This is a genomic window from Crocosphaera chwakensis CCY0110, assembly GCF_000169335.1.
In the GTDB taxonomy this organism is placed as follows: domain Bacteria; phylum Cyanobacteriota; class Cyanobacteriia; order Cyanobacteriales; family Microcystaceae; genus Crocosphaera; species Crocosphaera chwakensis.
Window position 1 is genome coordinate 195,001 of sequence record NZ_AAXW01000002.1, and the last position, 14,814, is coordinate 209,814.

Sequence of the window (14,814 nt, forward strand, 5' to 3'; positions counted from 1 at the left end):
CCCCAGGCGGGAAACTTAACGCGTTAGCTACGGCACGGCTCGGGTCGATACAAGCCACACCTAGTTTCCATCGTTTACAGCTAGGACTACAGGGGTATCTAATCCCTTTCGCTCCCCTAGCTTTCGTCCCTGAGTGTCAGTTTCGGTCCAGTAGCGCGCCTTCGCCACCGATGTTCTTCCCAATATCTACGCATTTCACCGCTACACTGGGAATTCCCGCTACCCCTACCGAACTCTAGTTTCCCAGTTTCCACTGCCGGCCCAGAGTTGAGCTCTGGTCTTTGACAGCAGACTTGAAAAACCACCTGCGGACGCTTTACGCCCAATAATTCCGGATAACGCTTGCATCCTCCGTATTACCGCGGCTGCTGGCACGGAGTTAGCCGATGCTTATTCCTCAGGTACCGTCAGATCTTCTTCCCTGAGAAAAGAGGTTTACAACCCAAAGGCCTTCCTCCCTCACGCGGTATTGCTCCGTCAGGCTTTCGCCCATTGCGGAAAATTCCCCACTGCTGCCTCCCGTAGGAGTCTGGGCCGTGTCTCAGTCCCAGTGTGGCTGCTCATCCTCTCAGACCAGCTACTGATCGTTGCCTTGGTAAGCTCTTACCCCACCAACTAGCTAATCAGACGCGAGCTCCTCTTCAGGCAAAATAATTTTCACCTTTCGGCATATTGGGTATTAGCATTGGTTTCCCACTGTTATCCCCATCCTGAAGGCAGATTCTCACGCGTTACTCACCCGTCCGCCACTAAGTCCGAAGACTTCGTTCGACTTGCATGTGTTAGGCATACCGCCAGCGTTCATCCTGAGCCAGGATCAAACTCTCCGTGGTGGAAAGTTTGAAGCATAGGCTCCATTTTTTTCCTTGACTCTATACTCCGATTACTCGAAAAATAGAGGGTGAATTGATTTTTTTCTACAGTTTCCTAGACAACTAGGAACAAATAGAATATAATTGTTTCAATTAACAAGGGCTGTGTTTTTTATCAGCTTTCAAACTATAGAATTTTCCAGGTTCGGAGCGCGTCGTTTGCGTTTAGCTCTCAACCGCGCATTTACAAATATAACCAATCCACCAGGTAATGTCAACCCTTTTTTTGATTTTTTTCTAAAATAATTTTCCTCTTTCTTTGAAACCTAGTTAGAGCAAGGGTTACAAGCAAAAAACTTTTTTTGGAAATGGCTTAAATCCTACTTCCATCCTTAAAATAATGGGTGACGACGGAGCATTAGATGTCGTGTTAGATTCTAAGATGTCCCCGTCTGACCCACCTTACTGTCTATATATCCAAGTATCTAAACTTGAGAAATTTTGGTTTTTGGTTTTTTGTACTAGCAAGGATTTGGAGGAGAGTACGTGGGAGGTGTTGGTGCGTAAGGGGAAACGGGGGAAAAGTCGACGGGTTTATTTACCATTTGATGCGATTTCCTATATTCAGCGATGGTTAGGGGTGCGAGAGGAAGAGGAGGGATGTTTGTTTTGTCGTATCCATCGAGGGGGTCATTTAAAGTTAGGCCAGATGCACTCGGATACGGTCTGGCGGATTATACAGAAACGAGCAAAAATGGCGGGGATTGAGTCGTTTTCCCCTCATGATTTCAGGCGGACGTTTTGTAGTGATTTATTGGATGCAGGGGTGGATATTGTCACGGTGCAGAAGTTGGTGGGTCATGGCTCTCCGGTGACGACGGCTAAGTATGATAGAAGGGGGGAGGAGACGAAACGACGGGCGGTTCAGTGTTTGAAAATAAACGGATAATTGATTACCTGACCAACCAAAAATATCTAGATTGCCCCTCGCTGATCTTTGCAACAGAACCGTTTCATAGGGAGATTGTATAGCCATCAACAGATTTACTGCACGACCGAGCTAACGTTCTATATTCCAGTATCCAGGGGGCATGCTATGGAACTTCTGTAATATTTTTTCTGCTTCTTGTTGTCCATAAACATGAGTTAATAATTCTGGAACCCATTTATTTATAGTAACATCAGGATATTTTCTTTCTGTAGAAACAAGAAGGAGTCTCAGCCGTTCTAAACAACCATAAACCTGTTGGTCTAAATTAGGAACATAAGTTTTTATTTCTTCAATAAAATCTAACGAACCTCCTAGTAATCCATAATGTTCCTCTGTTGTCATGATTCCCCATTGACCTGAACCAGAATAAATAACAAGAGGAAAATAATAGATATTTACTTCTGAGTTGACCCTTTTTTGTATATCTTCTTCTTCCATTCCAGAATAGAAACTAAGAAATTCTGATAAGGGAACATAACAGGTACCAGATTTGTTACTAGGTCTGTATGGATATTCTGTTGGTAACAAAGAGATATAGCAGCCAGTATCGCCTATTTTTTTTGCGGTGAAAATAATCGCATCAATTAAGGGCGATTCAAGACAACCATCACAAGGAAATATAATTTTCGTAAGGATTCAGGTGGCAAATATTGACAAACAGGCTGACTGCGCTAAAGTAACGGTATGAGTCAAACTGAACCAGGAGTACAGTTAAATCCAGACGAATTAAACCAACTGTCAAAATCTGGGTTGGTACAAATTATCTTGGCTCAACAGAAACTTATCGAGCAGCTACAAAAAGAAATAGAAAAATTAAAGCTCAGTCGTAATTTAGATAGCCAAACCTCATCAAAACCCCCATCAACAGACTTATTGAAAAAGTCTGAGAAGGCTAAAACAACTGAAGACGATAAGGATAAGAAAAGAAAACCAGGGGGACAACCTGGACATAAGGGAAAAACAAGGAAAGGCTTTGGGAGAATTGACAGAATTCAAATCTTGCAACCATCAATATGTAGTCACTGTGGTCAAACAGAATTATTAATAGAACCAGTGAAAGTTGATTCTCAGCAGGTAGCACAACTGGTAGATAAACCCATTGAGGTAGTAGAATATCATCGTCATCATTGTCGCTGTGGGCATTGTGGTGAAGTGACCAAAGCGAATTGGTCGCCCAAGACCGTCCCAGACAGATTAGAGTGAGTTACAGCTTTTCTGGGATGGTTAGGGAATTATGGACATCTACCTTATGAAAAGCAACAAGAGATGTTGTGGGAGTTAGGGCAAATTGAGATAGGTATGGGGACCATCGTAGCCACCAATCAACGAGTAGAAACAGCCATTAATCCGTCGGTTGAACAATTATCCAAGTGGGTCAAAGTAGAACAACCCCCAATTCATGTTGATGAAACACCCTGGCCAGTGAAGGGAGTCAAAGAATGGTTGTGGGTATTTACCAATCAACTTTTCTGCCTGTTTCGGGCTGCTGATACTAGGGGGCGTAAGGAATTAGAAGATCAGTTAGGCCATGAATATGGTGGTGTTTTAAGTAGTGATGATTTGGGAGTTTACAATGGTTATACTGTTGTTGCTCAACAGAAATGTTTGGCACATTTACGCCGTCACTTTCAGCGATTAATAAAAACTCCAGGTCAATATAACAAAACCATCGGTCAAACTTTTCTCAAATTAATTGATGAAGCTTTCCGTCATTATCGTATTTGGCAAAACGATAAGAATAGGCATGGTTATCAAGTTTGGGCAAGACAATTCAAAGATAAGATAAAGATAGCCACAGAAGAATGGAAGCCTAAAGCCGGTTATGAAGCCGGAAAACTTTTGCGAAACCTTCGGCAAAAGGCAGAGCAATGGTGGTATTTTCTGGAGCATCCAGAGATCCCCCCTGATAATAATCTTGCTGAAAGATCCTTAAGATTAGCCATCACGAAACGGAAAGTTAGTGGGGGTTCAAGAAGCATGGAACGATTTAAACAAACAGCTAACTTATTGACGGTTATTCAAACTTGTCGTCGTCAAGAACGTTCGGTGATTGATTTTTTCGAGAAGTCATTAATAGCCAAAGTCGGTCATCCGAATTGTTTGTTTCCTTCCCTAATTCCTAACTTCTAGACCTGAATCCTTACCATGGAATTCTAGGAATCTGGGGACTCGTGGGTTGTGGATTAGGCACTGGTAAAGGCAAATTATTTGGGGTTAATTCTTTTTCATTATTTGGTCTTAGCGCAGGACGATAACTCGGTTGTAAATTATTACAATTATGATCCCCTTTATAGCGAAATTTAACCTCTCTAACTTTTTCGTGATTTGGGGTGTCATGTCTTTTTTTCCATTGATCTGTTGACAAATCTATAGTACGATCGCTGATCTTGTAGGTTGGGTAGAGGAACGAAACCCAACAAGATAGAAGATTATTCTATCTCAACAGAAACATCAAAAACGATGCTTGGGATGGTGCAATTCTCAAAACAGTCATAATAGAAAAAGCGATCGCTATTTTATATAAGCTATGGTTTCCCTGCGTTCGATAACTTAAGTTGTAACATTCAGAAGTTAAAAGGTTAACGTTTATTAATACTCATTAAAACTTTTGTTTTCACAAGCTACTCCCTAAACATTTCCTCAAACACACGACGACGTTTATAAGGAGATTCAGGAGAGAGATAACTCCATAAGGACTCCCAATAAAAAAAAGAAACCCCATCAAACCCTTCTTGTCTAACTTTTTCAACTTGTTGTTTAATTTGTTCTATTTTGACAGGATTATTGAGTGTACCCGATAAAATACCAATACTAACCGATATTTTCTGACGAGCTAACTTTACAGTTGATTCTTGTAATTCTTGACTAAAACTATCGGTATCATTGCGATAAACTTGTAAGACTAACTCATCAATCAAACCTTGTTTTACCCAAGTTTTCCAATCTTGTAAATAATTTTGATAGGAAAAGGGGTATGAATTAGGGGATAAAGAAATCAAAATATTAGGATTTACTATTTTAAGAGTTGTTACTAAATCTGTCATGAAAGCTGTTAATTTTTTGGCTCTCCAACTCATCCATTGAGTATTATAAGGATCATTCGGTGGATTTTTACCTTTATGTTCTTGTTGATAAAGTTGAATAGTCAATGGATCATATCCTAATTCAACTGGTATGCCAAAATGATCATCTAATTGCACACCATCTACTTTATACTGCATAATAAGTTCTAACATTAAACCCTTGATTAATTGTTGTACTTCAGGATGAAAAGGGTTTAACCAAACTAATTGGCTCGCTCGTTTTTGATAATTATATTGACTCCAATTTTTTAAAAAGTTCATTGATTTGCTCTTATTTTTTGTCTTTAGTTCATCCTGAAAAAATATATTCACTGCACCCTGTTGACTATGGGTTAACCAGTCTGGATGTTTTCTTGCGATTAATGAACTTTTAGGAATCATTAATCCATATTCAAACCAAGGAATAACTTCTAAACCCCGTTGATGAGATTCTTCAAGAATGACACTTAATACATTAACATTACCTCTAGTCCAGTTTAATAAAGGTTCTTGCGATTCTCCAATCATTTCCTTTGCTAAACTACTTGGAAAAAAAGTATGACCTCGATTCCAAACAACAGGATAAACTGTATTAAAATGAAGTTCAGACAACTGTTGAATGGCACGGTTAACACTACCTGGAACAAATAAAATAGGACTAGCAACATTAGTTAACCAAACTCCCCGTCTTTCTGTAAAGGTAGGAGATGCGATAATCTTTCCTGAAGATTGCAAAATAGGTTCTGCAACTAATAAAATGATTAAAATAACCAAGGTTAAAGCAACACAAATTAAACGATTACGCCAAAGAGAAACTTGTCTATTCATACACCCAATTAAGGCTTTACATCCTACGGTTTGTTACTTTATAATATTTATTGTATTCGGAAACAATCAAAAATAATTAAATAGTCTTTTAATCACGATAATATAATATCAATAGTTAAGATTGCTAAAATAAAACAAAGAAAAGTGGCTTATTCGTAAAAATTTCTTCTACAAGCTTAATTGACATCTAAAAAATAAAGTGTTTCTGTAAAGCAAGCAAAAAATAAGTTGCTAAAAGAGAGGATGGTTTGCTATAATGTTTAATCCGATAGCAATAATTACTATTGTAACTAGCAAACTTCTTCTGGATAAAGACTGTGGCTAATTCAAAGTCTGCACTGAAACGCATTAGAACATCTGAACGCAACCGACTCCGAAATAAAAGCTATAAGTCGGCTGTAAGAACCCTCATGAAAAAATATTTCCAAGCAGTAGAAGAATATACTGCGTCTCCTACACCAGAAAACAAAACAGTGGTGGATCAAAGGATGGCAGAAGCTTACAGTAAAATAGATAAAGCCGTTAAACGTGACGTATTCCATCGAAATAATGGAGCAAGAAAGAAATCTCGTTTAGCCAAAGCCCTACAAAAAGTTGCCGAAGCCTCGTAACAAGGTCAAACCTCGGTTCATAGGTCGTTTTTAAAGCTACAATAGAATGGGATTAAACCATATTCATTGGGCTTCTTAAGATCACCGATAAGCGATAGTTAGCTCTATTGATAGTAACGAGACAAAATGTATCAAAGTCCCAATTATCAATTATTAGTTATCAATTATCAAATGATATGACCAAATCAGAGGAAGCTAATGCAACTTATAGACACCCATGTTCATATTAATTTTGATGTGTTTGAGCCTGATCTCGAAGACATCAAAAATCGTTGGCAACAAGCAGAAGTTGTCCATTTGGTTCATTCTTGTGTAGAGCCAAAAGAGTTTAAAAGCATTCAAGCTTTAGCTGATCACTTGGGTAACCTATCATTTGCTGTTGGGTTACATCCTCTAGACGCTCAAAAATGGACGAATACCACTGAAACGGAAATATTAGAATATGCTCAATCCGACCAGCGAGTGGTAGCCATTGGAGAAATGGGGTTAGACTTCTATAAAGCCAGTAACCACCGACAACAACAGCAAGTGCTAGAAGCTCAACTCAAGATTGCTCACCAGTTGCAAAAACCCATTATCATCCATTGTCGAGATGCAGCACAAAAACTGAAAGATGTTTTAGAATTATTTTGGCAACAAACAGGTGAAGTTAGAGGCGTTATGCACTGTTGGAGTGGAACACCAGAAGAAACAAAATGGTTTTTAGACCTGGGGTTTTATATCAGTTTCAGTGGAGTGGTTACCTTCAAAAATGCCAAAACCATCCAAGAGAGTGCCAAAATTATACCAAGCGATCGCCTTTTAATTGAAACCGACTGTCCCTTTCTCGCGCCCGTGCCAAAACGAGGAAAACGCAACGAACCAGCCAACGTTCGCCATGTCGCTGAATTTTTGGCAAAATTACGCAACGTTCCCATCGAAACCTTAGCCCAACAAACCACAGATAACGCTTGTCAATTATTTAACTTATCCCTTAATAGTTGACAAAGATACCCCATAAAAACGGCGAATTGAGCAACTTATGACTAATCTCATCTATAACTATAATCTACTGCCTGACCTGATTGAAATTCAACATTCAAGTTTTCGTTGGTTTCTTGAAGAAGGTCTGATCGAAGAACTCAATAGCTTTTCCCCCATTACAGACTATACAGGAAAATTAGAGTTACACTTTTTAGGAGAAAACTATAAATTAAAAGAACCAAAATACGACGTAGACGAAGCGAAACGACGAGACGCAAGCTACTCCGTACAAATGTATGTTCCTACCCGTTTAATGAACAAAGAAACGGGAGAAATCAAAGAACAAGAAGTCTTTATTGGGGACTTACCCTTGATGACTGATCGGGGAACCTTCATTATTAATGGTGCAGAACGAGTGATCGTTAATCAAATTGTTCGTTCTCCAGGAGTTTATTATAAAGCAGAAACCGACAAAAACGGACGACGAACCTACTCAGCTTCTTTAATTCCCAATCGAGGCGCATGGTTAAAATTTGAAACAGATAAAAACGGCTTAGTCTGGGTCAGAATTGATAAAACCCGAAAATTATCCGCTCAAGTCCTTTTAAAAGCCATTGGTCTGAGTGATAACGAAATTTTAGATTCTCTGCGTCACCCCGAATTTTATCAACGAACCTTAGATAAAGAAGGCAACCCCTCAGAAGAAGATGCCTTGCTGGAATTGTATCGAAAATTAAGACCAGGGGAACCCCCCACTGTTAGCGGAGGACAACAACTATTAGAATCTCGCTTTTTTGACAGTAAACGTTATGATCTAGGGCGAGTCGGTCGTTATAAGCTCAACAAAAAATTACGCCTAAATGCACCAGATACCATTCGCGTCTTACGTCAAGAAGACATTTTATCAGCGATCGACTATCTGATTAATTTAGAATTTGATGTTGGTACTGTTGACGACATTGATCACCTAGGAAACCGTCGAGTTAGGTCTGTAGGAGAACTGCTACAAAACCAAGTCAGAGTAGGGTTAAATCGCTTAGAACGGATTATTCGAGAAAGAATGACTGTCAGTGAATCAGATAGTCTAACTCCTGCGTCTTTAGTTAATCCTAAACCCTTGGTAGCGGCCATTAAAGAGTTCTTTGGGTCATCTCAATTGTCTCAATTTATGGATCAAACCAATCCATTAGCAGAATTAACCCATAAAAGACGGATTTCCGCTCTCGGACCAGGAGGACTAACCAGAGAAAGAGCAGGATTTGCCGTGCGAGATATTCACCCCTCCCATCATGGGCGTATTTGTCCCGTAGAAACTCCAGAAGGTCCTAATGCTGGTTTAATTGGTTCGTTGGCTACCTATGCACGAGTTAACCAATACGGATTTATTGAAACCCCTTACTATCGAGTCGAAGATGGTCGGGTGAGACGGGATTTAGACCCAGTTTACCTAACCGCCGACGAAGAAGACGATTTACGGGTTGCCCCCGGAGATATTAGCACCGATGAAGAGGGTAATATTTTAGGGAATGCAGTGCCAACTCGTTATCGGCAAGAATTCTTTATTACCAGCCCCGATCAGGTGGATTATGTGGCAGTTTCTCCTGTACAGATTATTTCTGTAGCAACTTCGATGATTCCCTTCCTCGAACACGATGATGCCAACCGTGCTTTGATGGGATCGAATATGCAACGACAAGCCGTACCTTTGTTACGTCCAGAACGTCCTTTGGTGGGAACTGGATTAGAAGCTCAAGCAGCCAGAGACTCAGGAATGGTGATTGTTTCGAGAACAGAAGGAATTGTTACTTATGCCGATGCTAATGAAATTCGAGTAAGGGTAACTGGGCCAGAAGGTCACGAAAAAGTGGGTCAAGAAATTCAATACATCCTACAAAAATACCAACGGTCTAACCAAGATACCTGTTTAAATCAACGGCCTCTGGTGTTTGTTGGCGAAGACGTAGTGCCAGGTCAAGTGTTAGCCGATGGTTCGGCCACAGAAGGAGGAGAACTCGCTTTAGGTCAAAACATTTTAGTCGCTTATATGCCTTGGGAAGGTTACAACTACGAAGACGCAATTTTAATTAGCGAACGATTGGTGTACGACGATGTTTATACCAGTATTCACGTTGAAAAATTTGAAATTGAAGCCCGTCAAACCAAACTAGGTCCTGAAGAAATTACTCGTGAAATTCCTAATGTTGGGGAAGATTCTTTAAGAAACCTCGACGAACAGGGAATTATCCGCATTGGTGCTTGGGTAGAAGCAGGAGATATTCTCGTCGGTAAAGTAACTCCAAAAGGGGAGTCTGATCAACCTCCAGAAGAAAAACTACTGAGAGCCATTTTCGGGGAGAAAGCCAGAGATGTACGAGATAACTCCTTAAGAGTTCCCAACGGAGAAAAAGGTCGCGTCGTAGATGTGAGAGTATTTACCCGTGAACAAGGAGACGAATTACCCCCAGGGGCAAATATGGTAGTACGGGTTTATGTTGCCCAAAAACGCAAAATCCAAGTTGGGGATAAAATGGCAGGTCGACATGGTAATAAAGGGATTATTTCCCGTATTTTACCTATCGAGGATATGCCCTATTTACCCGATGGCCGTCCGATGGATATTGTCTTAAACCCCTTGGGTGTACCTTCTCGGATGAACGTGGGACAAGTGTTTGAGTGCCTACTAGGTTGGGCTGGGGAAAACTTAGGGGTACGGTTTAAAATTACTCCCTTTGACGAAATGTATGGAGAAGAGTCGTCTCGGAAAACCGTTCATGGTTTATTAGAAAAAGCAGCTAAAAAGCCCCGTAAAGACTGGGTTTATGATACAGACCATCCAGGAAAAATTGATGTTTACGATGGGCGAACCGGAGAAAAATTTGATCGTGCCGTGACGGTGGGTCAAGCCTATATGCTAAAACTGGTTCACCTTGTCGATGATAAAATCCATGCTCGTTCTACAGGACCTTACTCCTTAGTCACGCAACAACCCCTCGGTGGTAAAGCTCAACAAGGAGGACAACGGTTCGGAGAAATGGAAGTATGGGCATTAGAAGCTTACGGTGCTGCCTATACCCTGCAAGAACTCCTAACCGTCAAATCTGACGATATGCAGGGAAGAAATGAAGCCTTAAACGCTATTGTTAAAGGTAAGCCCATTCCCCGTCCAGGAACCCCTGAATCCTTTAAGGTATTAATGCGAGAATTACAATCTCTGGGACTAGATATTGCCGTTCATAAAGTAGAAACTGCTGATGACGGAACCAGTCGGGATGTAGAAGTTGACTTGATGATTGATAGTCAACGTCGCGCACCGAACCGTCCTACCTACGAATCTTTGAGCAACGAGGATCTTGAAGAAGAAGAAGTTTAACGAAGTCAGAAGTCAGAAGTCAAAAGTCAAAAACAGTTTTTGGAATAAAGATTTCTATTCCGCCCCCAAAAACTTTTCGCCCTAAAAAGCGAGGCTTTAGACTAAGCACTTTTTGTAAACAGTTAGCAGTGACCAGTGAATAATTAATAGTTAATGGTGAAAATTAAAATCAGTTATTAACTATTAATTATCAAATATCAACTATCAACTATTAATTAACAACCGAGATGACATTCTATAACCAAATTGTTGACAAAGGCCGTTTAAAGAAATTAATTTCTTGGGCGTATCGGAATTACGGTGCAGCCCGTAGCTCTCAAGTCGCAGATAACTTAAAAGATTTAGGCTTTCGCTATGCCACAAGAGCAGGTGTTTCTATTAGTATTGACGATTTAACCGTTCCTCCCACCAAACGGGGAATGCTCGATAGTGCTGAAAAAGAAATTAACAGCACAGAAGCGAGATATGCTCGTGGAGAAATTACTGAAGTTGAACGTTTCCAAAAAGTAATCGATACCTGGAATAGTACCTCAGAAGAACTAAAAGATGAAGTAGTTAGGAACTTTCGACAAACTGATCCGTTGAACTCCGTGTATATGATGGCCTTTTCTGGAGCGCGGGGTAACATGAGCCAAGTGCGTCAGTTAGTAGGAATGCGGGGGTTAATGGCAGATCCCCAAGGACAGATTATTGACCAACCCATTAAAACGAACTTCCGTGAAGGGTTAACCGTAACAGAATACGTCATTTCTTCCTATGGAGCGCGCAAAGGACTGGTAGATACTGCCTTAAGAACAGCAGATTCAGGGTATTTAACCCGACGGCTAGTAGACGTTTCCCAAGATGTGATCGTCAGAGAAATTGACTGTGGAACCCGTAGAGGCTTAAAAGTAACCGCCATGAAAGATGGCGATCGCGTCAAAATTGCTTTAGGCGATCGCCTTCTAGGAAGGGTTTTAGCTGAAGATGTGATGGTAGGGGATGAAGTCATCGCCTCTCGCAACCAATCCATTGATGCAGCTTTAGCAGCGAAAATCGGCAAAAGCGTAGACTCGGTTATAGTGCGATCGCCCCTAACCTGTGAAGCAGCGCGGTCGGTTTGTCGTTGTTGTTATGGTTGGAGTTTAGCCACAGGACGAGCAGTAGACCTAGGAGAAGCAGTCGGTATTATTGCAGCCCAGTCCATCGGAGAACCTGGAACCCAGTTAACCATGCGGACTTTCCACACAGGGGGGGTATTCACTGGAGAAGTGGCTGAACAAATTAAAGCTCCTGATAATGGAACCGTCAAATGGGGTAAAGGATTAAGTACCCGTAAAGTTAGAACCCGTCACGGAGAAGACGCTTTCCAAGTTGAACTAGCAGGAGATTTAATTTGGACTCCCACCGGTAGTGGTAAAAAAATGACCTATTCTGTGACCCCTGGATCAGTTCTGTTTGCAGCAGATGGGGACACAGTGGAAAAAGATAAAATGTTAGCTGAAGTAACTGCAGCTAAGTCAACTCGGTCAACAGAACGAGCGACAAAAGACGTATCCACTGACTTAGCAGGGGAAGTATTCTTTGCTAACTTGATCGCAGAAGAAAAAACTGACCGCCAGGGAAATACCACTCATATTGCCCAAAGAGGGGGACTGGTTTGGGTATTATCAGGGGAAGTTTATAACTTACCCCCAGGTGCTGAACCTGTTGTGTCCAATGGGGATGACGTGACAGAAGGGACGGTATTGGCAGAAACAAAGTTAGTTTCTATTAATGGAGGTGTGGTTCGTTATCAAAACCAAAGTCGTGAAATTGATATCATCACTGCTTCTGTATTGTTAGATCAAGCTGAGGTTCGCAAAGAAAGTACCGGCGGCCACGAACAATACGTCATCTATACAGCAGATGGTCAACGGTTCTTGTTAAAAGCTACCCCTGAAACCAAAGTACAAAACCACGCCATTATTGCTGAATTAATCGACGATCGCTATCAAACCAGTACCGGGGGAATGTTAAGGTACGGTGGCATTGAAGTGGCCAAAGGCAGTCGTAAAACAGGTTATGAAGTAATGCAAGGAGGAACCTTACTATGGGTTCCCGAAGAAACCCACGAAGTTAATAAAGATATTTCCTTGTTAGTGGTCGAAGACGGACAATATGTCGAAGCCGGAACCGAAGTGGTCAAAGACATCTTTTGCCAATGTTCAGGGGCGATCGAAGTTGTACAGAAAAATGATATTCTCCGAGAAATTATTATTAAACCAGGAGATTTTCATTTAGACGTTGATCCTGATGAAGTGTCTTATAAAAACGAAGACTTAATTCCTCCCGGAACCGAAGTCTTACCTGGTGTTGTGACAGAGGATCTACGCCAAGTCGAATGGATTGAAAGTACCGAAGGATTAGGTTTATTATTGCGTCCGGTTGAAGAATATCCCGTCAGTAATGAACCAGCAGCCCCTTCTCAAGGATCAATCAATGAAGAAGAAGCGGGACGGCACATTGAACTGCGATCAGTACAAAGACTCTTTTTCAAAGACGGGGAACGGGTAAAATCCGTAGATGGAATTCACTTATTAAGTACCCAATTAGTTCTAGAAATTGAGACTGAAACAGAACAAGCTGCAGCTAATTTAGCTGCAGATATTGAACTGAAAAATGACGAAGAAGAAGATTGTCAACGACTACAATTGGTTATTCTAGAATCTCTAATTTTGCGTCGGGATCTCGACACCGATCCTCATGGTGGCACTATTAAAACCAGTGTGTTAGTCACCGATGGGGATCAAATCGCTCCAGGAGACGTAGTGGCCAAAACTGAAATTCAGTGTCGAGAAGAAGGAGAAGTTCGAGGGATCAGAAGTGGGTTAGAGGCTGTTCGTCGAGTTTTAATTGTTCGAGATGAAGACTTGGAGATTGTTACCATTGATAAAAAACCAACGGTAACCAAAGACGATTTAATTGTTGCTGGTACTGAGTTAGCTCCAGGAGTTATAGCCGAAGAGTCAGGTTTAGTCGTAGGCATTAGTGAAGTTGAAGAAGGTTACGCGATCAGATTGCGCTTAGCTCGTCCTTATCGTGTTTCTCCTGGAGCCATTTTACATATTGCCGATGGCGATCTGGTACAACGAGGGGATAACTTGGTGTTACTGGTGTACGAACGGGCAAAAACCGGTGACATTATCCAAGGTTTACCGAGAATTGAGGAATTATTAGAAGCACGTAAGCCTAAAGAAGCTTGTATTCTTTCTCGCAAACCAGGGGTTTGTCAGGTGGAATATTTAGAAGACGAAAGCGTTGATGTTAAAGTCATTGAAGATGATGGTACTGTCAGCGAATATCCCATTCTACTCAATCAAAACGTCATTGTTTCTGATAATCAACGGGTCGATGTCGGTGAGCATTTAACTGATGGTCCAGCAAATCCTCACGAATTATTAGAAGTCTTCTTTGACTACTATGTAGATAAGAAAGGGGTTTATGAAGCAGCCTTAATCGGTTTACAAGCAGCACAGAAATTCTTAGTCGATCAAGTCCAGAGTGTTTATCAGTCCCAAGGAATTGATATCTCTGATAAACACATTGAAGTGATTGTCCGTCAAATGACTGCTAAAGTGCGAGTAGATGATGGGGGTGATACTACCATGCTACCAGGAGAATTGGTGGAATTACGGCAAATTGAACAGGTGAATGAAGCTATGGCTATTACTGGAGGTGCGCCGGCAAGATATACCCCTGTTTTATTAGGGATAACCAAAGCTTCTTTGAACACCGATAGCTTTATTAGTGCTGCTTCTTTCCAAGAAACGACTCGTGTCTTAACTGAGGCAGCGATTGAAGGTAAATCTGACTGGTTACGGGGTCTAAAAGAAAACGTGATCATTGGCCGTTTAATTCCTGCAGGGACAGGGTTTAATGCTCATGAAGAAATGCTCATGGGAACCCTCGATAATGGGGAAGAAAGTCTTAATAACCGTTACGGACAAAGCGATCGTGACAACAAAAATAGTGATAAAAAACCCCCCAATCGCTTAATTGGGGCTACTCTTGATGAGGTGGACGAGAATATGATCTTAGACGATAATATTGCCCGTGCTTACACTGAAGCTGATCCCCCCTGGTCTGTTGACTCGCAAGAGGATCAAGATAAAGATTAGAAGCAATTAACTGTTTTTTAGTCTTTAAGCTAGTCTCA

Annotated in this window: 7 protein-coding genes, 1 rRNA gene and 2 pseudogenes (1 of these 10 only partly in view); 6 read left to right on the forward strand and 4 right to left on the reverse strand. The window is 41.2% G+C overall.

Annotation, left to right across the window (positions count from 1 at the left end):
- Positions 1–833, reverse strand: a 16S ribosomal RNA gene (locus CY0110_RS02050); it reaches 654 nt to the left of the window's first position.
- A gap of 514 nt (positions 834–1,347) precedes the next feature.
- Here CY0110_RS02050 and CY0110_RS02055 point away from each other — a divergent pair.
- Positions 1,348–1,761, forward strand: a pseudogene (locus CY0110_RS02055) (tyrosine-type recombinase/integrase); the annotation flags it as partial.
- Positions 1,762–1,872: 111 nt separating this feature from the next.
- Here CY0110_RS02055 and CY0110_RS27835 read toward each other — a convergent pair.
- On the reverse strand, positions 1,873–2,241 hold the full coding sequence (locus CY0110_RS27835; RefSeq protein WP_050779944.1) for a hypothetical protein: 369 nt from the start codon (positions 2,239–2,241) through the stop codon (positions 1,873–1,875).
- Between the two features lie 246 nt (positions 2,242–2,487).
- On the opposite strand from CY0110_RS27835, the pseudogene CY0110_RS02065 reads away from it, so the two are divergent.
- Positions 2,488–3,933: pseudogene (locus CY0110_RS02065) on the forward strand (IS66-like element ISCysp3 family transposase).
- A 10-nt stretch (positions 3,934–3,943) separates the two neighbouring features.
- Here the strand turns inward: CY0110_RS02065 and CY0110_RS02070 are convergent.
- Positions 3,944–4,168, reverse strand: coding sequence for a hypothetical protein (locus CY0110_RS02070; protein ID WP_035798204.1), 225 nt, complete (start codon positions 4,166–4,168; stop codon positions 3,944–3,946).
- Positions 4,169–4,424: 256 nt separating this feature from the next.
- Positions 4,425–5,693, reverse strand: coding sequence for a glycoside hydrolase family 10 protein (locus CY0110_RS02075; RefSeq protein WP_008273489.1), 1,269 nt, complete (start codon positions 5,691–5,693; stop codon positions 4,425–4,427).
- A 317-nt stretch (positions 5,694–6,010) separates the two neighbouring features.
- On the opposite strand from CY0110_RS02075, the gene rpsT reads away from it, so the two are divergent.
- From rpsT to CY0110_RS02095, 4 genes are all read left to right on the forward strand, one after another.
- The gene (gene rpsT, locus CY0110_RS02080; protein ID WP_035798206.1) at positions 6,011–6,304 is read left to right on the forward strand and encodes a 30S ribosomal protein S20; all 294 of its coding nucleotides are present in this window, start codon (positions 6,011–6,013) and stop codon (positions 6,302–6,304) included.
- Positions 6,305–6,502: 198 nt separating this feature from the next.
- Complete coding sequence (locus tag CY0110_RS02085) at positions 6,503–7,288, forward strand: TatD family hydrolase (protein ID WP_035798208.1); 786 nt, start codon at positions 6,503–6,505, stop codon at positions 7,286–7,288.
- Between the two features lie 37 nt (positions 7,289–7,325).
- The gene (gene rpoB, locus CY0110_RS02090; protein WP_035798210.1) at positions 7,326–10,637 is read left to right on the forward strand and encodes a DNA-directed RNA polymerase subunit beta; all 3,312 of its coding nucleotides are present in this window, start codon (positions 7,326–7,328) and stop codon (positions 10,635–10,637) included.
- Positions 10,638–10,864: 227 nt separating this feature from the next.
- Positions 10,865–14,776, forward strand: coding sequence for a DNA-directed RNA polymerase subunit beta' (locus CY0110_RS02095; protein WP_035798212.1), 3,912 nt, complete (start codon positions 10,865–10,867; stop codon positions 14,774–14,776).
- Positions 14,777–14,814: the final 38 nt, after the last annotated feature.

Coding starts and splice junctions, on each gene's coding strand:
- CY0110_RS27835 (WP_050779944.1), bottom strand. CDS start 2,241: ATGGAAGAAGAAGATATACAAAAAAGGGTCAACTCAGAAGTAAATATC.
- CY0110_RS02075 (WP_008273489.1), bottom strand. CDS start 5,693: ATGAATAGACAAGTTTCTCTTTGGCGTAATCGTTTAATTTGTGTTGCT.
- CY0110_RS02085 (WP_035798208.1), top strand. CDS start 6,503: ATGCAACTTATAGACACCCATGTTCATATTAATTTTGATGTGTTTGAG.
- rpoB (WP_035798210.1), top strand. CDS start 7,326: ATGACTAATCTCATCTATAACTATAATCTACTGCCTGACCTGATTGAA.
- CY0110_RS02095 (WP_035798212.1), top strand. CDS start 10,865: ATGACATTCTATAACCAAATTGTTGACAAAGGCCGTTTAAAGAAATTA.